The following is a 20937-nucleotide window of genomic DNA, read 5'->3' as shown; positions in this document are numbered from 1 at the left end:
CCGTTTTTTTAGCCTGGGGATGGGTTATGTACTACGGTTTCGATATGGGCGGCACCAAGATTGAGCTGGGGGTGTTCGACGGCAACCTGCAGCGCATTTGGCAAAAGCGGGTGCCGACGCCGCGTGAAGACTACCGGCAACTGCTGGCCACGCTGTGCGATCTGACCCTTGAGGCGGATGCGTTTTGCGGCCGGCGCGGCAGCGTCGGCATCGGCATACCGGGCCTGCCCAACGACGATGACGGCACGTTGTTTACCGCCAACGTGCCGGCGGCGATGGGGCGGCCGCTGCCGCGCGATCTGGCGGCGCTGATCGGGCGCGAGGTGCGCGTCGATAACGACGCCAACTGCTTTGCGCTGTCGGAAGCCTGGGACGACGAGTTCCGCCGCTACCCGACGGTGCTGGGCATCATCCTCGGCACCGGCGTGGGCGGCGGCCTGATCGTCGATGGCAAGACGGTGCCTGGGCGCAACTATATCGCCGGCGAGTTCGGCCATTTGCGCCTGCCGGTGGACGCGCTCGAGGTGCTGGGGCGTGATGTGCCTCGCGTTGCCTGCGGGTGCGGCCATCAGGGTTGCATTGAAAATTACATATCGGGCCGCGGTTTCGAATGGATGTACGCCCATTTCTATGGCCGGCGCTTGCCTGCCACCGAGATCATTGCGCATTATCAGGCGGGCGAGCCGCAGGCGGTGGCTCACGTCGACCGCTTTATGGACGTGCTGGCGATCTGCCTGGGTAACCTGCTGACGGTGCTGGATCCGCATCTGGTGGTGATCGGCGGCGGGCTGTCGAATTTCGACGCCATTTACCAGGCGTTGCCGCAGCGGCTGCCGGCGCACTTGCTGCGGGTGGCTCGGCTGCCGCGCATCGAGAAGGCGCGCTATGGCGACGCCGGCGGCGTGCGCGGCGCAGCGTTCCTCAATTTGGTAAACAGGGAAAAGTAAGGAGAGAGTTAATGCACACTCGCCATCGGCTGTGTCAGTTTCGCAAGAGTAAGCATGTGCTGCATCAGCGCTTTCGTTCACGCATTTTTCACCGTGACACCATGGCGGCGGCCGAGCTGAAAAAGCCGTTTGTGGTGGTGTTGACCGGGGCCGGCATTTCGGCCGAGTCGGGCATTCGCACCTTCCGCGCCGCGGATGGGCTGTGGGAAGAGCACCGGGTGGAGGACGTCGCCACGCCGGAAGGTTTCCAGCGCGATCCGGCGCTGGTGCAGGCGTTTTACAATGAACGCCGCCGCCAGCTGCAGACGGAGGAGATCGCCCCGAACGCCGCGCACCGCGCGTTGGCGGATTTGGAAGAGTGGTTGGGGGACAACTTCCTGCTGGTCACGCAAAACATTGATAACCTGCATGAGCGCGCCGGCAGCAAGCGGGTGCTGCACATGCACGGCGAACTGCTGAAGGTGCGTTGCACCCAGTCGGGGCAGGTGTTCGAATGGCCCGGCGATCTCAGCGTTGACGATCGTTGCCATTGCTGCCAGTTCCCGGCGCCGCTGCGGCCGCACGTGGTGTGGTTCGGCGAGATGCCGCTGGGTATGGACGACATCTACCAGGCGCTGAGCAAGGCCGATTTCTTCGTCGCCATCGGCACCTCCGGCCATGTCTATCCGGCGGCCGGCTTCGTGCATGAGGCGCGGCTGGGCGGCGCTTACGCCATGGAGCTGAACCTGGAACCGAGCCAGGTAGAGAGCCAGTTCGATGAGAAACACTACGGTCTGGCCAGCGAAGTGGTGCCGCGTTTTGTGCACAAGTTCCTGGTGGGCAAGGTGGCGCGGGCCGACCGCCCCTGAGAAAGGCATCAGGGCGCAATGCGCCCTGATGGGATGGCGGGCGTATTAGCGCCCGGCTTTCAGCTTTTGGAAGTAGCTTTCGTACAGCGTGCTGGCGTCGCCGACGTCGTTTTGCCACTCGCCGTGCTCAATCACCGCCTTATCCGGGTAGAGCGACTTGTCGTTGGCGATCTCCGGCGACAGCAGCTTCTTCGCCGCCAGGTTCGGCGTCGGGTAACCGATGGTCTCCGCCACCTGCACCGCGATTTCCGGCCGCAGCAGGAAGTCGATCAGCTTCAGCGCCCCTTCGACGTTGCGCGCGTTGGCCGGAATGGCCAGGCTGTCCATCCAGAAGATCCCGCCTTCCTTCGGCCAGACGATCTCCAGCGGCGTGCCGGCCTGGCGCGCCACAAAGGCCGAGCCGTTCCACACCATGCCGACGTTGACTTCCCCTTCCATAAACGGGTTGCCCGGGTTGTCGGAGTTGAAGGCCAGCACGTTCGGCATCAATTTCTGCAGTTCGTGATAGGCGGCTTCGATCTCTTTCGGGTCAGTGGTGTTGCCGGAATAGCCCAGCTTGAGCAGCGCCATCTGGAACACTTCACGCGCGTCGTCGGTCAGCAGCAGGCGGCCTTTGTACTGCGGTTGCCACAGATCGGCCCAGGAGGTGACGGTGGACGGATCCTGCGCGTCGCTGTTGACGCCGATGGCGGTAGCGCCCCAGATATAAGGAATGGAGTAGTCGTTGTTGGGATCGAACGGCTTGTTCAGCAGGGTAGGATCAAGATCCTTGAAGTGGCTGAGCTTGCTCTTGTCGATTTTTTGCAGCATGCCTTCCTTGCTCATCTTGGCGATGAAGTAGGTGGAAGGCACCACCAGATCGTACGCGCCGTCTTTGTAGGTCTTCAGCTTGGCGTACATGCTTTCGTTGGATTCATAGGTGGAATAGATCACCTTGATGCCGGTTTCTTTGGTGAACTGCTCCAGCAGCCCCGGCGGGACGTATTCAGTCCAGTTATAGAAATACAGCGTTTTGCCGTCAGAGGCGTTTGCAGAGCAGAAACTCAGCGCCATCATCCCGGCTGCGAGCAGATGTGACCACTTTTTCATGCAGCGTATCCTTCAGCAGTAGTGAGCCGAACCCGTATGAGCCGCCGTTTTCGGCCGCGCCATACCCCAGAAAGGGGCCATTATAGGGGCCGGGGCGGGGTGGGTAAAGGCGGTTATCCCGCTGGCAAATCAAGGGGTTCTGCGCCTTAAAGCGCATCACAATTTGTGTGTCTCGCGCTGGACAGGCGGTGAAGCGCGTGCGAAACAATAATTTTGTCGAATAAACGAGGGCAGCGATGAATTTCAAACAGGTCTTCAGCCAGGCTGAGCTCAGCAAGACGGATCTGACGATTTTGCACTGCATTCTCGACAACCCGGACGCCTGCATCGACGACGGCATCCGTGCGGTGTCCGCACGCTGCTACAGTTCCCCCTCGACGCTGGTGCGGCTGGCTAAAAAGCTGGGCTTTCGCGGCTATCTCGAACTGGTCTATTTCATCAAATTCAACCTGACGATGGCGCCGGCTTACCAGGCGGAACGCGCTACGTCGGCGGCACCGCCGGCCCAGCAGGCGCAGTTTCTCGATCTGCTCGACAACGGCAAGATCCTGATCCACGGCAGCGGTTTTTCGCAGCTGGTGGCTCAATATATGTACAACAAGTTTATGACGCTGGGTGTAGACAGTTATCTGTCGCTGTGGCCGGATTTCGACATTCTTGACCGTGAGACGCGCTTTCGCTTCGACATGGTGATCGTGATTTCAAAGTCGGGCAACAGCGGCTCGGCGCTGAGCTGGAGCGAGGCGGTGAAGCGTAACCGCATCCTGCTGGCGGCCTTCTGCGGCGACGGCGACAGCCCGCTGGCGCAGCAGGCCGACATGACCTTTCTGTTTGAGGATCGGCAAAAATACGATCACGATATCTACTATCCCAACCCGTTTTTCGGCCACTGTCTGTTGGGATTCGAGAATGTGATCACCGCCTGGTTTGAACGACGCGGCCGCTGACGGCCGCACCGTTTAGCGCCAGTGCCCGGCATACGCGCGGTGGGCCTGCAGGTACTCCTCTACCAGCGTTTTCGCCAGCGAGTAGGAGTTGACCAGCGGGTGCACCATCAGCGCCTTGATGGCCAGTTGGCGGTTGCCGGTCAGGATCGCCGCCACCGCCAGCCGTTCGTACTCTTTCACCTGCGAAATCAGGTTTTTCTGGGTGTCGGGAATATCGCGCATTTTGACCGGCTGAATGCCGGCGCTGCTCAATTCGCAGCTGATTTCGATCACGTCTTCCGGGTGCAGAAAATCGAGCGTGTCGCGGTTTTGCATCGACACCACCACGCGTTTTTGCCGGCCGCTGTTGACCGCCTCCAGAATGTCGATCGCCACCCCGGCATAGCCGCCGCTGTCCGGCTGCTCGATAAACTGTTGCAGCGTCAGCATCTCGCGCGTTTTCACCTTGCCCTGGTTGGACTCGCGCTGCATGTAGGAGTTTTCGCGCTGCAGATAATGGCTGAAATAGACAGAGAAGGCGTGTTCCAACTGGTGGGGGATGTCCAGCACGCCTAACTCTGACAGCATTTGGCGGTTGATCGCCGCGATTTGTTCGCCGCGGGTCTCGCCGCCCGCGACGATGGCGGCGATCGCCTGCTCACGATAGTAGTAATAATAGAGATACTCGTTGAGCATCAAATTGTCCGACAGCGCCACCAACTCCGGCGAGAAGTATTTCATGCAGGTATCACGATACAGGCGCGGATCCGCCAGCAACCGCTCCGTGACCGGTTCGCCGTTGACGCGCGCATTGCGGAACCAGGAAAGATGGTTGAGGCCGAAGCAGTCGACGCTCAGTTGGTCTTCGCGGCAGCCCAGCAGCTCGGCCAGTTCGCGGATAAACTCGCTGGGGGCGTCGCAGATGCCGTAGACCCGGCGCTGGAAGCCGGATTTGATGATCGCCTCGGTCACCATGCCGGAAGGATTGGTGAAGTTGAACAGGACCGCGTCCGGTGAGGAAACCTGTTCGATCAGGCGGCAATAGTCGAGGATCGCCGGAATCGAACGCATCGCCATGGCGAAGCCGCCGGCGCCGGTGGTTTCTTGCCCGAGCAACTGGTGATTGAGCGCGATGCGTTCGTCATGGATGCGGCCTTCCTCGCCGCCGATGCGCAGGGTAGTGATGATGTAGTCGGCGCCTTGCAGCGCCTGGCGTGGATCGCTGCTGAGGCTGAAAGCAATGTCGCCGCGAATGCGCTGGAATACGCCCTGCGCGAGGGCGCCATAGATCGCCAGATGGCGCTCATCGGTATCCATAAACACCACTTCGGTAATGCCGATGCGATGGGCGTTATAGGCGATGGATTTGGCGAGGAACGGGGAACGCACGCCGCCGCCGCCGAGAACGGTTAATTTCATTCGATATCTCCCATTAATAAAGCGTTAGAGTGACGCTAAATATTTTTCTACCTGATTTTTGACCTTGCCGACCGTGACACCGTAAATTACCTGCACTTCACGGCGATTCTTCACTACGCCTTTGGCGCCGGTGCTTTTTAACGCGGCTTCATCCACCCGCGTCATATCCTTTAATTCCACCCGCAGTCGGGTAAAACAGTTATCGACGGAAATAATGTTTTCCTTGCCGCCCAGCGCGCGAATAATGATGCCGCTCGGCTCGTCCGGGGTATTTTTGCGGTTCCGGTAATCCTGTTTGGAATAGAGTCTGACGTCCTGATCATCTTCACGGCCCGGCGTCTTCAGATTGAGCTTCAGCACCAGCGTTTTGAACACCAGGTAATACACCGCAAACTGCACCAGGCCGATGACCACGTACAGCGGCCAGCGGGTGAGGGAAACCGGCAGCGGCAGGTTATAGGCCAGGAACTCGACCAGCCCGCTGGCGCCCCAGGGGCGCACCTGGAACAGGTTGCAGACCACCTGCGACAGCGCGGTCAACACGGCGTGGATCACCCACAGCAGCGGAGAGATAAACAGGAAGGTGAACTCTATCGGCTCGGTGATGCCGACCAGGATCGAGGTGGTGATGGCCGGGATTAGAATCGCCTTGGCCAGCATTTTCTTTTCCGGCTTGGCGGTGTGATAGAAAGCCAATGCCGCGCCCGACAGGCCGAAGATGGTCACCATCCCTTGCTGCGAGAAGCGCAGCGCTTCGTTCATCAGCGGCGAGATGCTCGGGTCGCGCATATAGGCCAGGAAAATCGCCTGCGAGCCGGAGACGGTCTGGCCGTCCTGCACGATCGAACCGCCGATGCTGGTAAGCTGGAACGGCGACCAGATAAAGTGGTGCAGCCCGGTGGGGATCAGGAATTTCTCAAAGAAGCCGTAGACGAATACCCCGAGCGAGCCGGCGCTTTTCATAAAGCCGGTCAGCGCGATCAGGCCCTGTGAGATCGCTGGCCACAGGTAGCTGAAGGCGACGGCGTACAGCATGATGATCGGCGTCATGGCAATCAGCACCAGCTTGGCGCCGCCGTAGACCGAGAACACGCCGTTGAGTTCGACGTTGCACAGGCGGTTATGCACCCAGGCGATGGTGACGCCGAGGATAAGACCGAGGAAAATGCCCATATCCACCACGGTAAAACCCAGCAACTCCGTCTGCCCGGTGCCGTAATATTCGCCGTTGATCTTGGCCGCGACATGGCCGCTGAATTGCAGATAAGAGGCGTTGGCGCCGAGGAACATGATAAAGCACATCACGGCGACCAGCGCCGCTTCGCTTTTCTTGTCTTTGGCCAGACCGTAGGTAATGCCGATGCAGAAAATCAGCCCGAGGTTGCCGAATAATGGCCAGAAGGTATCGCCGATCATTTTACCGATAGAGAAGACGGCGGAATGTTCATTGATTAATGTGGCATTGGTGAGAATAGAACTGAGCGCCAGGATCAGACCGATTACCGGCAGGAAAAATATCGGCCCCATCATGGCTTTGGAGAAAAGCTGCAGCTTGCTTAAGATATTATCGATAATACCTTTCATGGCAGTTCCTTTTTATATTTTAATGGATGACGACGTTGCTGAATAAACTCCCTGGAAGCGAGAAAAAAATAAGGCACCTTGCCTGAGTTCAGTTATAGGGGGAAGTTTTCGCCGCTGCAATCGGCGGGGCGGAAATAGGCACCGATGGTCAGGGAGTGACAACCGGTGCCGGTTGTGAAGGGGATCACAACCGGGCGCCGCAGCGCCCGGCGGGATGGGTTACTCGGCCTTGGGCGAGCGATCGCGCATCACCCACTGGCTGGCGATCACCAGCACCAGCGACAGCAGCAGCAAAATGGTGGCCAGCGCGTTGACCTCCGGTGAGACGCCGACTTTCACCATCGAGTAGATCTTCAGCGGCAAGATCTCGTAGCTCGGCCCGGTGACGAAGGAGGAGACCACCACGTCGTCCATCGACAGGGTGAAGCTCAGCAACCAGCCGGCCGCTACCGCCGGCAATGCCAACGGCAGGATGATCTTGCGCAGAATGGTGAACTCGCTTGCGCCGAGATCGCGCGCGGCCTCCAGCATCTTCACGTCGAAGCCTTTCAGGCGCGCGTAGACGGTCACCACCACGAACGGCAGGCAGAAGGTGATGTGCGAGAACAGCAGCGACCAGAAGCCGAGCGAAATGCCCAGCAGCATGAACAGCACCAGCAGCGAGATGGCCATCACGATGTCCGGCGACATCATCACCACGAACAGCATGCCGCCGACAAACGGTTTGCCGCGGAAGCGGTAGCGGTACAGCGCCACCGCGGTCAGCGAGCCGATCAGCGTGGCGAAGGTGGCGGAGAGCACCGCCATGGTCAGCGAGTGGCCCGCGGCCTGCAGCAGGCTGTCGTTATTCAGCAGGGTGCTGTACCACTTGGTGGTAAACCCTTGCCAATTGATGCCGAAGCGCGAGGCGTTGAAGGAGTTGACGATCAGGATGACGATCGGGATATACAGATAGGCGTATACCAGCGTCATAAAGCCGCCGCGCAGCAGACGTCCGATCATGCCAGATCCTCCTTCTTGTTCAGCAGGCGTGCGGCCCGGTAATAAACCAGCAGCAACAGCCCCATCACCAGCGTCAGGCAGATGCTGGTGGCCGCGCCGAACGGCCAGTCGCGGATATTGAGGAACTGGCTTTTAATCACGTTGCCGATCAGCAGGTTTTTGGCGCCGCCCATCAGATCGGCGACGAAGAACAGCCCCATCGCCGGCAGCACCACCAGCAGGCAGCCGGCGATAATGCCCGGCATGGTCAGCGGCACGATGATGCGGATAAAGGTTTGCAGCTTGCTGGCACCGAGATCGCGCGCCGCCTCCAGGCAGGACTTATCGAGCTTTTCGATGCTGGAGTAGAGCGGCATCACCATAAACGGCAACAGGATATACACCAGGCCGAGGACGACCGCTTCCGAGGTGTACATGATGCGCAGCGGCTTGTCGATGACGCCGATCCACAGCAGCGCGTCGTTGAGATAGCCGCGGGTGCTGAGAAACAGCTTCAGGCCGTAGATGCGGATCAGCGAGTTGGTCCAGAAGGGCACGATCAGCAGAAACAGCAGCAGCGGCCGCACTTTCTGCGGCAACCGCGCCAGGATAAAGGCGAACGGATAGCCGATCGCCAGGCAGCACAGGGTGGCGATCAGCGCCATGTTCAGCGAGTGCAGCAGCACTTGGGCGTACAACGGATCGAACAAGCGCCGGTAGTTGTCCAGCGTGAACACCATCTGCACCAGGTTGGCGTCGTCGCGGGTCAGGAAGCTGGCGCCGATGATCATCAGGTTCGGCATGAACACGAACAGCAACAGCCAGGCGACGACGCCGACGATCACCACATTCTGGAAGACTTTACGCGATTTCTTCATCGGCCAGCACCACCTCCCAGCTTTCAACCCAGGTTACCGCCATCTTCTGATTGAGCGAGTGATCGACGTCCGGATCGTCTTCGTTGAAGAACTCGCTGACCATCACCGTTTTGCCGCTCTCCAGCTCGACCACCGATTCCAGCGTCATGCCTTTGTAGTTGCGCTCGCGCACGTAGCCGATCAGCCCGTCGTGCTGCGCGCTGTCGTTCACTTCTTCCACCCGCAGATCCTCCGGACGCAGCAGCACCTTCAGCTTTTGGCCCGGCTCTACCGGTAGATCGGCGTAGATGTCGCACTCGCGGCCTTCCACGTTGGCGCGCACCCGCTGCGGATCGAGGCGTTGCAGGACCACCGCGTCGAAGATGTTGATCTCGCCGATGAAGCTGGCGACGAACAGGTTCTTCGGCTCTTCGTAGATCTCACGCGGCGTGCCGTCCTGCTCAATGCGGCCTTCGCGCATCACCACGATGCGATCCGACATGGTGAGCGCTTCTTCCTGATCGTGGGTGACGAACACGAAGGTGATGCCCAGTTTGCGCTGCAGCGCTTTCAGTTCGTTCTGCATCTGCTTGCGCAGCTTGTAGTCCAGCGCCGACAGCGATTCGTCCAGCAGCAGCACCTTCGGCTTGTTGACCACCGCGCGGGCGATGGCCACGCGCTGCTGTTGGCCGCCGGAGAGCTGGCCCGGCCGCCGCTTGGCAAAGTCGTCCAGCTGCACCATGCGCAGCGCCTCTTCGACGCGCGGCGTCAGTTCCGCCGCCGGCACCTTTTGCATGCGCAGGCCGAAGGCGACGTTGTCGAACACCGACATGTGCGGAAACAGAGCGTAGCTTTGAAACACGGTGTTGACGTGGCGATGTTCGGCCGGAATGGCGGTGATGTCCTGGCCGTCGAGCACGATGCGGCCCACATCGGCGTCTTCCAGACCGGCGATCAGGCGCAGCACCGTGGTTTTGCCACAGCCGGAGGGGCCGAGAATGGTGAGGAATTCGCCGTGGTTAATCGTCAGATCCAGATCGGCAATGATGGTTTTGCCATCGAACGCTTTGCTCAGGGCATGCAGTTCAACAAGGGGAGTCGGAGAGGATGTCTCAGTCATTTATCGTATTACTCTATCCCGGGGGCTAATGCAGATAGAACCGCAACTGGAAAAGACTGCCGGAGCTTGCGGGATACCCGCTGATCAAATGAAGCTCAAACCAGTTACGCCAATGGAAATTTTTCGAGCGCGCATGATAGACGCTGAATGCCGGAATTGAAAGCCGATCCGGCCCAGATGCCGCGTTTTTCATCATGATAGCGACAAATGACCCTGTGATGACAGCATTATTCCCCTCAGAAATCATCACAAAGATTAATGATATTGGCGAATTCTGGTTAAAAATGACCTGACGCAATATTTGATCCTGATCGGTTCCGCATAATGAAACGCGATATTCTGAGGGGCCGCTACCATGGACAAATTACTTGACCGCTTTTTCAACTACGTCTCTTTCGACACCCAGTCCAAAGCGAACGTAAAGCATGTGCCGAGCACCGACGGGCAGTTGAAGCTGGCGCGTGCATTGCAGCAGGAAATGATCGCGCTCGGCTTCGAGCGGGTGTCGCTCAGCGAACACGGCTGCGTGATGGGCACCTGGCCGGGTAACGTCGCCTGGCCGGTGCCGGCGGTCGGTTTCATCGCCCATCTGGATACTTCGCCGGATTTCAGCGGTAAACACGTCAATCCGCAGATCGTCGAGAACTATCGCGGCGGCGACATTGCGCTCGGCATCGGTGATGAAGTGCTGTCGCCGGTGATGTTCCCGATCCTGCACCAGATGCTGGGGCAGACGCTGATCACCACCGACGGCAAAACGCTGCTGGGCGCCGACGACAAGGCGGGCATCGCCGAGATCCTCACCGCCATGGTGCGCCTGCGCGCGCGCAAGATCCCGCACGGCGACATCCGCGTGGCCTTCACTCCGGACGAGGAGGTGGGCAAGGGGGCGCAGCTGTTCGACGTGGCGGCCTTCAATGCGGAATGGGCCTACACGGTGGACGGCGGCGGCGTCGGGGAGCTGGAGTGCGAAAACTTCAACGCCGCCTCGGTGACGATCAAAATCCTCGGCAACAGCGTACACCCCGGCAGCGCCAAGGGGGTGATGGTCAACGCGCTGTCGCTGGCGACCCGCATTCATCAGGCGCTGCCGGCGGACGAAGCGCCGGAGACCACCGAAGGCTACCAGGGCTTTTATCATCTCAGCAGCATCAAGGGCAGCGTGGAGCGCGCCGAAATGCACTACATTCTGCGCGACTTCGAGCGCGAAGGGTTCGAGGCGCGCAAGCGCAAGATGGTGGACATCGCTCGCGAGGTCGGCAAAGGCCTGCCGCGCGATTGCTATATCGAAGTCAGCATCGAAGACAGCTATTACAACATGCGCGAACAGGTGGCGGAGCACCCGCACGTGATCGCGCTGGCGCAGCAGGCGATGCGCGATTGCGACATCGAACCGGTGATGAAGCCGATCCGCGGCGGCACCGACGGCGCGCAGCTGTCGTTCCGCGGCCTGCCGTGCCCGAACCTGTTCACCGGCGGCTACAACTACCACGGCAAGCACGAGTTCGTGACGCTGGAAGGCATGGAGCAAGCGGTGGCGGTGATCATGCGCATCGCGGCGCTGGCCGCCGAGCGGGCGCGGTAAACACCTTCGTTCCCCGGCCGGCTAGCGCCGGCCCGACTATGCTTTTCTGAGCCGCCCGGCGGGGCCCAGCGCGCCCGCCGTTATCTTCTTCTTCTGTTCTCTTTATGGTTCCCAGTCTCATGGTTGTTTCGTTCACTACACAACCCGCGGTGAGGGAATCCCATTATCCTTCGAGATAAAGTGCTGTTTATGCATACAGTGTGGCTGTGTGCTTAACCGGTTTTACAGCTTCGGTGCGGTGAGCCCAGTCGCCAGGGGATGCTGGGGGAATGAGCGCTGTTAACCGCCATCAAACAGGACGTAAGAGGGTAACAATCATGGCAGAAGAAAAGAAAAATGCTCAGGTGATTAACGGCGTTAACGACGATATTACCGAACTGAAATCGCTGTCTACGCTGCGCCAGCGCGTGGTCAGCGACGGTGAAATCGTCTCCAAATCGGCCAATGGTTTTCGGCTGGCAAATGGCAATACCGGCGTGATGCTGCGTAATGATGGCCGCGATTTTTACGCGCTGGCGACGCCGGGCGGCCAAGCGCTTAACGGGCAGTGGAACACCTTGCGCCCGTTCTCATTCAATTTGGCGTCTGGCCGGGTTGCGATGCGCAATGGAGTGGATATTTCCGGCGGTGCGGTGGTGTCGCACAACGCGGGTATCTCCACTTCGACCACCGGCCCGACTCCGCTTATCAATGGTCAGGTTTATGATGCGGCTGCCATGCATACTAATTTTACCAGCGGCAACGTCACTACGGTGATGTTAATGGGCTCGCGGATTGTCGCTGGTAAAGAAAATTATGGATTGCTCTCTTATCGAGACTGGCAGGGTAACTGGAACGAACTGCAGGTAAGGCCCAACGCCGAGCTTTCTGTAGGGCAATTGACTAAACGCAACCCCGATGGATGGATTTGGGCTGCTGGGAACCGTAGTGTTGACAATGATAAGGGACGTATTACCAATGGATTGCATTTGCAGGGGCGATACGACCTGTATGCCAACCTTTATCATCATGAATTTGTCGGCTCTCACCATTCGCTGGTGCTGAATGTCGCCAACGGTGGTGGGCAAGGCTGGTACGAATTCCGTAATGATGGTAACGCCTACACCAACGGCGCCTGGCACAGCAGCTCCGATGCCCGCATGAAAACGGACATCACCCAGATTGCCGGTGCATTGGACAAGCTGGCCAATATTGGCGGCTACACCTACCTCAAACAGGGCGTGCCGGAGGCCGGGGTGATCGCTCAGGAAGTGGAGAGCGTATTGCCGCAGTCGGTGACCCAAACCGAATTGAAACTTAATGACGGCAGCGTGCTGAAAGATGCGCGGGGCATCAATATCAACGGCGTGGTGGCGTTGCTGGTTGAAGCGCTTAAGGAAGAGCGAGCGGCCCGAGAAACGCTGGAATCGCGGTTGGCAGCGTTGGAAAAAGCGATTACGTGCGCCTGAGTAATAACAATTTTTGTGGGTAGCGCAGAGTATTAACCGATAGTGCTGCTGGCGATAAGCACTTAAGAATTTACTCTGCTGCCACATCAACGAAATAAAAGGACTGGCATATGAGTGGCGGAGATGGAAAAGACAGCCGTGGCCCAACGGGTGAAATTAAAGGGGGGGCTTCAGACCAGGGACCCAATGTAGGGCACGGTGGATCTATGGATATAAATATTCCTGGCATGGGGGATGTGCATATCGATGGAGTACATGGTTTAAATCCCGGTAAAGATAACAGTACCAACTGGGATGATGGTAAAGGGAACGGTAATGGCGGCAGGGACAGTAGCAGCAGTGGAGATTCCCAGGGGGCAGCGATACGGCGGCAGGTTAACGCTATCAAAAATGACCCTAAAGTTAATAATATACTGAAAGATTTACAAAAAAAGGTACGTGCGGTTACAACTTATGCAAAGGTAGCTTTGAAAAGTGTTGAGGCTGACGGAAAAATACAGGTGCAGGTTGGTGAAATTCGTACAACCGATGAAGCCGCCGTCAGCAAGGCTATTACCTCTGTCTCACAAGTTAAAAATGTACTTGGCGTGGGGTTGCCTGCTCAAGGCGGGATCGTGTTCGCCGGTAATATCGATACCCATCATAGAATCGGTAATTATCAGAACATACCCAACGGCAACAATAACGGCAACAATTCTGCCGCAGAGGATAAGGCGTCATTAGCCACCTATTCCGAGGTGCTTAATGGAAAAATCCCACCGGGTTTCTGGCTTGATAATAATAGGGTGATGACTGAAATTACGGAGCAATATGAAATCAACGGCGGCGGCAAAGGGAGCGATCGCACAGGTTACCGGCAACGTAACGCCGAAGTGCCTTCTTTGACATCGGCCTATCAACAATTTAAGCAGGTAGAACGAGAAGTGGCCGAAGAGGCCCGAAAGGCGGAAGAGGCTCGCAGAGCCGAAGAAGCTCGTAAAGCTGAGGAGGCTCGCAAAGCCGAGGAAGCCCGAAAGGCGGAAGATGCACGCAAGGTAGAAGCAGCCAGAAAAGCGTTGTTCGCCAAAGCGGGTATTATGGACGCTCCGGCGTATACGCCGGAAAAGCTAAAAGCGGCCAATGCGGCGTTGGCGGCAGCAGGTGCCATGGTGCTCAACCGTGCGCCCGCGATGCTGCAGACGTCGGTAATCGGGCAAGGCGTGATGACGACCACGAGCGAACTGGCCGGCTGGGCAGCGAGCGCGTCGTGGCGGGCAGCCTACGAAATTGGCAGTATACGCGCCGGCACTGTGGTCGCCGCCGGATCGGTGCTGGGGACTTTTGCCCTTGGTTTCTACCCGTCGGAGGTCGGTGCAGGGAGCGACCGGGTACCCGGGCGGGATGTCAATTTGTTTGCCCTCCAGGCGAGCCTGGCGGCAGCGGGCCGGGCGACCATCCAGCCCGGCATGACCTCGGTCGATTTGCCGGTGCGCGGGTTTATCACCACCGACGACGACGGGAGACAGAGCGTCAACTTTGTCAGGACGGGGGTTGGCGGCGTATCGCCGAGTGTGCCGGTATTCAGACCCGTTCGCGATGAGCTGACGGGGCTGGACAAAATCACGCTGCCCGCAATGGCGGGGGTACCGGCGAGGACGATACTGATCAACCCGGTGCCGACCGGGCCGGCCGCGCCGGCGCATACCGGCAACGGCTCACCGGGACCTAAATCGCCAGTGCATACCGGCACCGGCATCAGGCAGGCGGACAGCATCGTGGTCACCACCTTCCCGGCGGATGTGGTGCAGGATCTGCAAGACTTTATCCTGTGGCAGCCGGATGCGACGGAGTTTGGTGTAGAGGCCATCTATGTGATGGTGAGCAAGCCCTATGGTGAAACCAATGCCAGGGGCAAATACAGCGGTCGTGAATACAACACCAATAAAGCTGGAGGCCCCATTCAGAATCTGGATTGGAAAGGGGCCAGCATCGACCGTGCCGGCGTGGATAAGGTGAAGCTGCATACTGGGCGTTTTGAACAGACCCCGGAAAACCAAGTGATGATTGACCGTTTGGATAAAATTTTGAAGGGGGATCTACAACCTACTGACACTGATAGGCGATTTTATACTCATGAAATCAGAGAGTTGGAAAGGTACAGGAATCTTGGTATAAAAGATGGTGAGGTTCCGCACAGTGTTCAAGAACAGAAGGCCGTATGGAATAATACTCATACTGCTACGCTTGAAGACTATAGAATAAATGAAAAGGAACAGGCGCTTTATACAGATGGGGCCCTACAAGCCGCATATGAACAGGAACTGAAAGATGCTATGGGAGGGAAGAAATAATGCCTTTAAAAGATATCGTTAAAAATGAAAGTGTAGAAGATGTGCTAACTTTTTTGGGGCCGACCTCTGATTACCGTAAATTGGATCGGCTATATACCTATAATCGCTTTGATGCAATTTCCAGCGGGGAGCTCTCTTCTACTTACGATGCATTATTCCAAAAAGGGGTGCTTCAAGATCAAAATGGAAAAGTAGTGAAAGGCCCCAATTGGAAAGAGCCGAAATTTGTAACCGAGAAAAAATACGGTATCGAATAGCTATAGTTATGCTCTGATTAGTGCATTTTTAACCCCCAGCAAACGAAATTTTGTTGGGGGTTTTCTTTTGGTGATGTACCGGGCAGAACGAAACTAATAAACCTAGTACCGATCGGGTCGGCACCGGTATTAGGCAGCCGGACAGCATCGTGGTCACCACCTTCCCGGCGGATGTGGTGCAGGATCTGCAAGATTTTATCCTGTGGCAGCCGGATGCGACGGAGATTGGTGTAGAGGCCACCTATGTGATGGTGCGCAGTCCGAGATATACTCCGGGTAAAGTGAGCGGCAAAGGACAGCAAGTGGGAGACGGCTGGTTGAATACAGCGGGGCAGTTCCCAGCCAGATTGCGGATAAACTGCATGGGCGAGAGTTTGCGAGCTTTGACGCGTTTCGTAAGGCGTTTTGGACTGAGGTGGGGAAAGATCCTGAGCTGAGCAAACAATTCAAGTCGGGGAACTTCGGCGATATCCAAACAGGTAAAGCACCTGCGCCTAGAGAAACGGAGCAGGTGGGGGACGTGTTAAATATGAATTGCACCACGTAAAACCGATCAAAGATAACGGTGAGGCTTATGATGTTGATAATATCAGCATAACTACTCCAAAGCGCCACATTGAAATTCATAGAGGGAGTCAATGAGATGGAAAAGAAAACAATATCTGATTATACGGAAGCGGAGTTTTTAAACTTCGTGAAAAAAATTTTTGATGTGCAAAATACGACGGAAGAGGAGGATATAAGGAATATTCTCGAGTTTAAACGGCTGTGTGAGCATCCTTCAGGATCCGATCTTATCTATTACCCAGATGAAAACAGGGAGGATAGCCCTGAAGGTGTCGTAAAAGAAGTCAAAGAGTGGCGTTTCAAGAGCGGGAAACCAGGCTTCAAACAAGGGTAACCGTGTCTAATCGTCTTATGATGATCAAACGGTAATGAGCACTTCAGAAGCGCCCAGCAAACTAGCGTTTGTTGGGCTTTTTTTTGGTATTTCAATCAACTAACCTAGCTATCAGAAGGTGTTACGAAACTCGAGTTAAACTCCATGACAACAAGTGGGGACGGCTGGTTGAATAAACCTGGCTGGCTCCTAGCCAAATCGCCAGTGCATACCGGTACCAGCATCAGGCAGGCGGACAGCATCGTGGTCACCACCTTCCCGGCGGATGTGGTGCAGGATCTGCAAGACTTTATCCTGTGGCAGCCGGATGCGCTGGAAACCGGGGTTGAAGCTGTTTATGTGATGGTCAGTGATCCGCTGGACTCGGGGCGTTTTACGCGTCAGCAACTGGATAAAAAGTACAAGCACGCGAGTGACTTTGGTGTTGCGGACACCAGAAAAAACAGAGAGACTCTGACTCAATATCGCGATGCGCTCGAGGCCCATTTGAAGGATAAGGATACGGTAGAGAAAGGGACTTATAGAAGAGAGAAAGGGGCTAAGGTGTTTTTCAACTCAAGAACAAATAATGTCGTTGTGCTTGATAAAAATGGGGTGTTTATATCAGGATGGCATTTAACGCCAGGAACCCCACAGTATAATGGCTATATAAATACAGGAGTCTTATGATGAGTATGAAATTAATAGAAATAGCAAGGGAGCTTGTAAGCTCAAAGTTAACTGCCGATGATTTTGAGTCGCAATTCTTCACAATATGGAAAGAGGAAAGCAACTCAGGACAGCTAGCGAAGGATAGCCAGCGTGTTGGCGAATGCGCGTCAGAGCTTTTTATTCTTGCTGACTGTTATACATCTCAGCCGAATCGTAGAGAAAGTGAGCTAGACGCTGATGGATTAAAAAAGGAAGTGAAGGATACTTTGGAGCGTTTCCACCTTCTTTGATTTTTAATTCTAAGATTAGCGATATACGCTAAGCAGTTTTTTATCGATGGTGTTTTAATCTCCGAATGGAAGATGGATCCAACAGAAGAAAATGGAAAGATATATTTGGATACGGGGGGGTTATGAGTGGAATGAGACTTGTTGAGCTTGGAAAAGAATTCGTAGAGAATAAAATAAGCGCGGAGGGTTTTTCTGAGAGCATTGTGAAAGAACGACGCAAATTATATGGTTATGAAGAAATAGATAAGCAGGTTGATAAATGCAGTGGAGAGCTTTTCATTCTTGCTGACTGCTATAATCCTGCGTCTGATCGAGCGGAATCTGAACTGGACGAAGTTGAATTGAAGAAAGAAGTAATTACTGTTCTTAAGAAATTTAATTTTATCTGAACATGGATTTAACGAGTAGTAAAAAGAGCTATCAGAATTTTTTAGTGAAAACAAAGTATATGCTCAATAGATGAGAGTCTATTGGGCATTTTCTTTTTTTCACGGTGATAAGGAAGTGAAGAGCTAATTTAATGCCGGTTGCTCGGTTGCCCAGCAAGGTCCGGCATCAGGCAGGCGGACAGCATCGTGGTCACCACCTTCCCGGCGGATGTGGTGCAGGATCTGCAAGACTTTATCCTGTGGCAGCCGGATGCGCTGGAAACCGGGGTTGAAGCTGTCTATGTGATGGTCAGTGATCCGCTGGACTCGGGGCGTTTTACGCGTCAGCAACTGGATAAAAAGTACAAGCACGCGAGTGATTTTGGTGTTGCGGACACCAGAAAGAACAGAGAGACTCTGACTCAATATCGCGATGCGCTCGAGGCCCATTTGAAGGATAAGGATACGGTAGAGAAAGGGACTTATAGACGAGAAAAAGGATCTAAGGTGTTTTTCAATCCTAACACAATGAACGTTGTTGTTTTAAAAGAAAACGGCGATTTCTTATCAGGGTGGAAGATAAATCCAGACGCAGATAACGGTAGGATATATTTAGATACGGGGGATTTATGAATCGGATGGCAATTATTGATCTGGCTAAGAGTTTTCTAAGTAAAGAGGTCGGGGCATTGGAGTTCTCCGAAAAAATATGTGTAGAAAGACGTATGCTCTATGGAGTTAAGGATCAGGATAGAGACGTTATGAATTGTGGGGAAGAGCTATTTATGATAGCTGAAGTTTACAATCCTGATTCAGAACGTGCTGATTATGAACTTGATGATGCCGGATTGCGTGCCGCAGTTATAACGGCACTGGAAAAATTCAATTTTATCTGAACACATTATTAGAATGGGTGCTCTCGTAGATTTGAACTTATCTGAGTATTAGGGACGGTAGAAAGAACCGCCTACATAGTGACAGAATAGTTAACAAAAGTGACCCTTACGCCCAATAGACGAGAGTCTATTGGGCATTTTCTTTTTTTCACGGTGATAAGGAAGTGAAGAGCTAATTTAATGCCGGTTGCTCGGTTGCCCAGCAAGGTCCAGCATCAGGCTGGCGGACAGTATCGTGGTCACCACCTTCCCGGCGGATGTGGTGCAGGATCTGCAAGACTTTATCCTGTGGCAGCCGGATGCGACGGAGTTTGGTGTAGAGGCCATCTATGTGATGGTGAACAAGCCCTATGGTGAAACCAACGCCAGGGGCAAATACAGCGGTCGTGAATACAACACCAATAAAGCTGGGGGCCCCATCCAGAATCTGGATTGGAAAGGGGCCAGCATCGACCGTGCCGGCGTGGATAAGGTGAAGCTGCATACTGGGCGTTTTACAGAGTCAGACGCTAACAAAGTGATGATCGGCCGCCTGGAAAAAATCTTGAAGGGAGAACTGCCTCCCACCGATACTGACAGGCGATTTTATACACATGAGATCAGGGAATTGGAGCGTTATCGCAATTTGGGTATTAGAGATGGATCGGTGCCAGATAATCAAGGGGAAGTGTGGAATAATACGCATACTGCGACGTTGGAAGATTATCAATTAGGCAACAGCGAGGCTTTGCTCTATACGCAGGAGGCTTTAGACGCTGCTGAACAACAAGAGTTGAGGATGCTAAAATGATTGATTTAGAACGCTTGGCAAAAGAAGAAAAAATTTCTGACGTCATTGCCTTTTTGGTGAGAAATGAGGATGGGTTTGGTTATCCCCAAATGGATCGATTCTTTAGTCGCCATAATTTTACAGTAATTGGGAATGGTGAATTCAGACGGGTGTTCGAACAGTTACGTCAGAATGGCGTTATTGAATGGGGTGACAAAATGCTTGTTAAAAAAGGCCCCAATTGGAAAGAGCCGAAATTTGTAACCGAGAAAAAATACGGTATCGAATAGCCATAGTTATGGTCTGATTAGTGCATCTTTAACCCCCAGCAAACGAAATTTTGTTGGGGGTTTTCTTTTTTGGCTGGTGGGGGCGCCATAACCTGAGCCTTGTGCCGGGTGGCTAAAGTAGCGGCGCCCGCTCTTTTCGTCGCCTGGGCTAACGTGCGGATACCATAGTTAAAACGGGACGCTTGCGATCGGCATAATCGCTTGCCGCAACAAGGCGTTGCTCATAGTGTTGAAGCCTATTCCCCACGCATAAGGACCGCATGATGAGCACCGAATATCGCATCGCCAGCCCGCATTTGGCGCAGTTCGTTCAGGCGATTTGGCGCCAGGCCGGCAGCACGGCGCGTGAAGCCGAGCTGGTGGCCGAGCATCTGGTGCAGGCCAATCTGGCCGGGCACGACTCGCACGGCGTCGGCATGATCCCCAGCTACATGGCGTCGTTGGCGCAGGGGCAATTGCAGCTCAATCAGCATGCCGAGGTGGTGCGCGACGCCGGCGCGGTGCTGACGCTCGACGGCGCGCGCGGCTTCGGCCAGGTGGTGGCCAGCGAAGCGATGGCGCTGGGCATTGAACGCGCCGGCAAGCTGGGCCTGGCGGCGGTGGCGCTGCACAACGCGCACCATATCGGCCGCATCGGCCATTGGGCGGAGCAGTGCGCCCGCGCCGGTTTTATCTCGATTCACTTCGTCAACGTGGTGGGCGATCCGATGGTGGCGCCGTTCGGCGGCAGCGATCGCCGCTTCGGCACCAATCCGTTCTGCGCCATTTTCCCGCGGCCGGGCCGCACGCCGCTGCTGTTGGATTTCGCCACCAGCGGCATCGCCTTCGGCAAGACTCGGGTGGCCTATAACAAAGGCTTGTCGGTGGCGGCGGGCTATCTGATCGACGAACACGGGCAACCCACCACCGAACCGAAGGTGATGCATGAAGCGCCGTTCGGGTCATTGTTGCCGTTCGGTTTGCACAAAGGCTATGCGCTGGCGGCGATGAGCGAGATCCTCGGCGGCGCGCTCTCCGGCGGCCGCACCACCCACGACGCCACGCTGAAAGCCGACAGCGACGCCATCTTCAACTGCATGACGACCCTGATCCTCGATCCTCAGGCCTTCGACGCCCCGCAAATGCAGGCCGAGGCCGAAGCGTTTATCGGCTGGGTGAAGGCGTCGCCGCCGAGCGGCGAACAGCCGATCGCGGTGCCGGGAGAATGGGAAGAGGCCAACCGCGCGGCGCGGCTGGAGCAGGGCATACCGATAGACGCCAATACCTGGCGGCAGATTTGCGCGGCGGCGGAGCAGGCGGGCATGGCGAATGAAGCGCTGGCCGGTTTTCGCGCGCAGGCGCGGCAAGCATAAAAAAAGCCACCCGATAGGGTGGCTTGTTC

The 20937-nt window shown here is 55.9% G+C and carries 24 protein-coding genes and 1 pseudogene; 18 read left to right on the top strand and 7 right to left on the bottom strand.

Annotated elements, in window-relative coordinates:
• Positions 1 to 26: 26 nt before the first annotated feature.
• Positions 27 to 947 carry an N-acetylglucosamine kinase gene (nagK, locus tag ACMGF9_RS13785; RefSeq protein WP_015377582.1) on the top strand — a complete coding sequence of 307 codons (921 nt, stop codon included), beginning with the start codon at positions 27 to 29 and terminating at the stop codon, positions 945 to 947.
• Between the two features lie 11 nt (positions 948 to 958).
• Positions 959 to 1795 carry a Sir2 family NAD+-dependent deacetylase gene (gene cobB / locus ACMGF9_RS13780; protein WP_015377583.1) on the top strand — a complete coding sequence of 279 codons (837 nt, stop codon included), beginning with the start codon at positions 959 to 961 and terminating at the stop codon, positions 1793 to 1795.
• A gap of 45 nt (positions 1796 to 1840) precedes the next feature.
• Here the strand turns inward: cobB and potD are convergent, their stop codons facing one another.
• Positions 1841 to 2884, bottom strand: coding sequence for a spermidine/putrescine ABC transporter substrate-binding protein PotD (gene potD, locus ACMGF9_RS13775; RefSeq protein ID WP_015377584.1), 1044 nt, complete (start codon positions 2882 to 2884; stop codon positions 1841 to 1843).
• 236 nt (positions 2885 to 3120) lie between these two features.
• Here potD and ACMGF9_RS13770 point away from each other — a divergent pair, with 236 nt between their 5' ends.
• A complete protein-coding gene (locus ACMGF9_RS13770; protein ID WP_044031424.1) occupies positions 3121 to 3831 on the top strand; it encodes a MurR/RpiR family transcriptional regulator in 711 nt (236 codons plus the stop codon).
• Positions 3832 to 3843: 12 nt separating this feature from the next.
• Here the strand turns inward: ACMGF9_RS13770 and ACMGF9_RS13765 are convergent, their stop codons facing one another.
• The 6 genes from ACMGF9_RS13765 to ACMGF9_RS13740 form a co-directional block, all read right to left on the bottom strand.
• Positions 3844 to 5229, bottom strand: a complete 1386-nt coding sequence (locus tag ACMGF9_RS13765) for a glycoside hydrolase (protein ID WP_118892117.1) — start codon at positions 5227 to 5229, stop codon at positions 3844 to 3846.
• 24 nt (positions 5230 to 5253) lie between these two features.
• Complete coding sequence (locus ACMGF9_RS13760; protein WP_099981849.1) at positions 5254 to 6813, bottom strand: PTS transporter subunit EIIC; 1560 nt, start codon at positions 6811 to 6813, stop codon at positions 5254 to 5256.
• Positions 6814 to 7032: 219 nt separating this feature from the next.
• Entirely contained in the window at positions 7033 to 7815 is a 783-nt protein-coding gene (gene potC / locus ACMGF9_RS13755; protein ID WP_021504822.1) for a spermidine/putrescine ABC transporter permease PotC, read from the bottom strand.
• Entirely contained in the window at positions 7812 to 8672 is an 861-nt protein-coding gene (potB, locus tag ACMGF9_RS13750) for a spermidine/putrescine ABC transporter permease PotB (protein ID WP_004941149.1), read from the bottom strand. The genes potC and potB overlap by 4 nt, the downstream gene beginning before the upstream one ends.
• Complete coding sequence (potA, locus tag ACMGF9_RS13745; RefSeq protein ID WP_004941151.1) at positions 8656 to 9771, bottom strand: spermidine/putrescine ABC transporter ATP-binding protein PotA; 1116 nt, start codon at positions 9769 to 9771, stop codon at positions 8656 to 8658. Before potA ends, potB begins: the two co-directional genes overlap by 17 nt.
• A gap of 25 nt (positions 9772 to 9796) precedes the next feature.
• On the bottom strand, positions 9797 to 10069 hold the full coding sequence (locus ACMGF9_RS13740) for a hypothetical protein (protein ID WP_126180994.1): 273 nt from the start codon (positions 10067 to 10069) through the stop codon (positions 9797 to 9799).
• A gap of 57 nt (positions 10070 to 10126) precedes the next feature.
• On the opposite strand from ACMGF9_RS13740, the gene pepT reads away from it, so the two are divergent.
• From pepT to ACMGF9_RS13665, 15 genes and pseudogenes are all read left to right on the top strand, one after another.
• Positions 10127 to 11356, top strand: coding sequence for a peptidase T (gene pepT, locus ACMGF9_RS13735; RefSeq protein ID WP_004941154.1), 1230 nt, complete (start codon positions 10127 to 10129; stop codon positions 11354 to 11356).
• Positions 11357 to 11673: 317 nt separating this feature from the next.
• Complete coding sequence (locus ACMGF9_RS13730) at positions 11674 to 12804, top strand: tail fiber domain-containing protein (protein ID WP_044031421.1); 1131 nt, start codon at positions 11674 to 11676, stop codon at positions 12802 to 12804.
• Positions 12805 to 13010: 206 nt separating this feature from the next.
• Complete coding sequence (locus ACMGF9_RS13725; RefSeq protein WP_414160286.1) at positions 13011 to 15134, top strand: S-type pyocin domain-containing protein; 2124 nt, start codon at positions 13011 to 13013, stop codon at positions 15132 to 15134.
• The gene (locus ACMGF9_RS13720) at positions 15134 to 15391 is read left to right on the top strand and encodes a hypothetical protein (RefSeq protein WP_015377593.1); all 258 of its coding nucleotides are present in this window, start codon (positions 15134 to 15136) and stop codon (positions 15389 to 15391) included. Before ACMGF9_RS13725 ends, ACMGF9_RS13720 begins: the two co-directional genes overlap by 1 nt.
• A 128-nt stretch (positions 15392 to 15519) precedes the next feature.
• Positions 15520 to 15828, top strand: coding sequence for an S-type pyocin domain-containing protein (locus ACMGF9_RS13715; protein ID WP_370456264.1), 309 nt, complete (start codon positions 15520 to 15522; stop codon positions 15826 to 15828).
• Positions 15738 to 16033: pseudogene (locus ACMGF9_RS13710) on the top strand (HNH endonuclease signature motif containing protein). The gene ACMGF9_RS13715 and the pseudogene ACMGF9_RS13710 overlap by 91 nt, the downstream one beginning before the upstream one ends.
• A 1-nt stretch (position 16034) precedes the next feature.
• Positions 16035 to 16292 carry a bacteriocin immunity protein gene (locus tag ACMGF9_RS13705; RefSeq protein WP_021505412.1) on the top strand — a complete coding sequence of 86 codons (258 nt, stop codon included), beginning with the start codon at positions 16035 to 16037 and terminating at the stop codon, positions 16290 to 16292.
• A gap of 144 nt (positions 16293 to 16436) precedes the next feature.
• Positions 16437 to 16961: a colicin D domain-containing protein gene (locus tag ACMGF9_RS13700; protein ID WP_021505413.1), complete on the top strand. Its 525-nt coding sequence runs from the start codon at positions 16437 to 16439 to the stop codon at positions 16959 to 16961.
• Positions 16958 to 17233, top strand: coding sequence for a colicin immunity domain-containing protein (locus tag ACMGF9_RS13695; protein WP_230199829.1), 276 nt, complete (start codon positions 16958 to 16960; stop codon positions 17231 to 17233). Before ACMGF9_RS13700 ends, ACMGF9_RS13695 begins: the two co-directional genes overlap by 4 nt.
• A 122-nt stretch (positions 17234 to 17355) precedes the next feature.
• Positions 17356 to 17622 carry a colicin immunity domain-containing protein gene (locus ACMGF9_RS13690; protein ID WP_021505415.1) on the top strand — a complete coding sequence of 89 codons (267 nt, stop codon included), beginning with the start codon at positions 17356 to 17358 and terminating at the stop codon, positions 17620 to 17622.
• A 138-nt stretch (positions 17623 to 17760) separates the two neighbouring features.
• Positions 17761 to 18234, top strand: a complete 474-nt coding sequence (locus ACMGF9_RS13685) for a colicin D domain-containing protein (RefSeq protein WP_076740313.1) — start codon at positions 17761 to 17763, stop codon at positions 18232 to 18234.
• Positions 18235 to 18239: 5 nt separating this feature from the next.
• The gene (locus tag ACMGF9_RS13680; protein WP_226882954.1) at positions 18240 to 18497 is read left to right on the top strand and encodes a colicin immunity domain-containing protein; all 258 of its coding nucleotides are present in this window, start codon (positions 18240 to 18242) and stop codon (positions 18495 to 18497) included.
• A gap of 235 nt (positions 18498 to 18732) precedes the next feature.
• A complete protein-coding gene (locus ACMGF9_RS13675) occupies positions 18733 to 19287 on the top strand; it encodes an S-type pyocin domain-containing protein (RefSeq protein WP_015377597.1) in 555 nt (184 codons plus the stop codon).
• Complete coding sequence (locus ACMGF9_RS13670; protein ID WP_015377598.1) at positions 19284 to 19556, top strand: hypothetical protein; 273 nt, start codon at positions 19284 to 19286, stop codon at positions 19554 to 19556. Before ACMGF9_RS13675 ends, ACMGF9_RS13670 begins: the two co-directional genes overlap by 4 nt.
• 263 nt (positions 19557 to 19819) lie before the next feature.
• Positions 19820 to 20908 (top strand): malate/lactate/ureidoglycolate dehydrogenase, encoded by a 1089-nt coding sequence (locus ACMGF9_RS13665; RefSeq protein ID WP_414160639.1) that lies wholly within the window; start codon positions 19820 to 19822, stop codon positions 20906 to 20908.
• The last annotated feature ends 29 nt before the right edge of the window (positions 20909 to 20937 follow it).

This window comes from Serratia sp. BNK-23 (assembly GCF_047456145.1).
Taxonomy (GTDB): Bacteria; Pseudomonadota; Gammaproteobacteria; order Enterobacterales; family Enterobacteriaceae; genus Serratia; species Serratia nematodiphila.
This window is presented reverse-complemented; position numbering and strand designations above follow the sequence as displayed.

Bases quoted from the DNA above. Each gene is read 5' to 3' on its own strand.
- ACMGF9_RS13760 (WP_099981849.1), bottom strand. From the start codon at position 6,813: ATGAAAGGTATTATCGATAATATCTTAAGCAAGCTGCAGCTTTTCTCC.
- ACMGF9_RS13680 (WP_226882954.1), top strand. From the start codon at position 18,240: ATGGCAATTATTGATCTGGCTAAGAGTTTTCTAAGTAAAGAGGTCGGG.
- ACMGF9_RS13700 (WP_021505413.1), top strand. From the start codon at position 16,437: ATGACAACAAGTGGGGACGGCTGGTTGAATAAACCTGGCTGGCTCCTA.
- ACMGF9_RS13670 (WP_015377598.1), top strand. From the start codon at position 19,284: ATGATTGATTTAGAACGCTTGGCAAAAGAAGAAAAAATTTCTGACGTC.
- ACMGF9_RS13725 (WP_414160286.1), top strand. From the start codon at position 13,011: ATGGATATAAATATTCCTGGCATGGGGGATGTGCATATCGATGGAGTA.
- ACMGF9_RS13730 (WP_044031421.1), top strand. From the start codon at position 11,674: ATGGCAGAAGAAAAGAAAAATGCTCAGGTGATTAACGGCGTTAACGAC.
- potA (WP_004941151.1), bottom strand. From the start codon at position 9,771: ATGACTGAGACATCCTCTCCGACTCCCCTTGTTGAACTGCATGCCCTG.
- nagK (WP_015377582.1), top strand. From the start codon at position 27: ATGTACTACGGTTTCGATATGGGCGGCACCAAGATTGAGCTGGGGGTG.
- ACMGF9_RS13770 (WP_044031424.1), top strand. From the start codon at position 3,121: ATGAATTTCAAACAGGTCTTCAGCCAGGCTGAGCTCAGCAAGACGGAT.
- potC (WP_021504822.1), bottom strand. From the start codon at position 7,815: ATGATCGGACGTCTGCTGCGCGGCGGCTTTATGACGCTGGTATACGCC.
- cobB (WP_015377583.1), top strand. From the start codon at position 959: ATGCACACTCGCCATCGGCTGTGTCAGTTTCGCAAGAGTAAGCATGTG.
- ACMGF9_RS13720 (WP_015377593.1), top strand. From the start codon at position 15,134: ATGCCTTTAAAAGATATCGTTAAAAATGAAAGTGTAGAAGATGTGCTA.
- ACMGF9_RS13695 (WP_230199829.1), top strand. From the start codon at position 16,958: ATGATGAGTATGAAATTAATAGAAATAGCAAGGGAGCTTGTAAGCTCA.
- potB (WP_004941149.1), bottom strand. From the start codon at position 8,672: ATGAAGAAATCGCGTAAAGTCTTCCAGAATGTGGTGATCGTCGGCGTC.
- ACMGF9_RS13705 (WP_021505412.1), top strand. From the start codon at position 16,035: ATGGAAAAGAAAACAATATCTGATTATACGGAAGCGGAGTTTTTAAAC.
- ACMGF9_RS13690 (WP_021505415.1), top strand. From the start codon at position 17,356: ATGAGTGGAATGAGACTTGTTGAGCTTGGAAAAGAATTCGTAGAGAAT.
- potD (WP_015377584.1), bottom strand. From the start codon at position 2,884: ATGAAAAAGTGGTCACATCTGCTCGCAGCCGGGATGATGGCGCTGAGT.
- ACMGF9_RS13665 (WP_414160639.1), top strand. From the start codon at position 19,820: ATGAGCACCGAATATCGCATCGCCAGCCCGCATTTGGCGCAGTTCGTT.
- ACMGF9_RS13765 (WP_118892117.1), bottom strand. From the start codon at position 5,229: ATGAAATTAACCGTTCTCGGCGGCGGCGGCGTGCGTTCCCCGTTCCTC.
- pepT (WP_004941154.1), top strand. From the start codon at position 10,127: ATGGACAAATTACTTGACCGCTTTTTCAACTACGTCTCTTTCGACACC.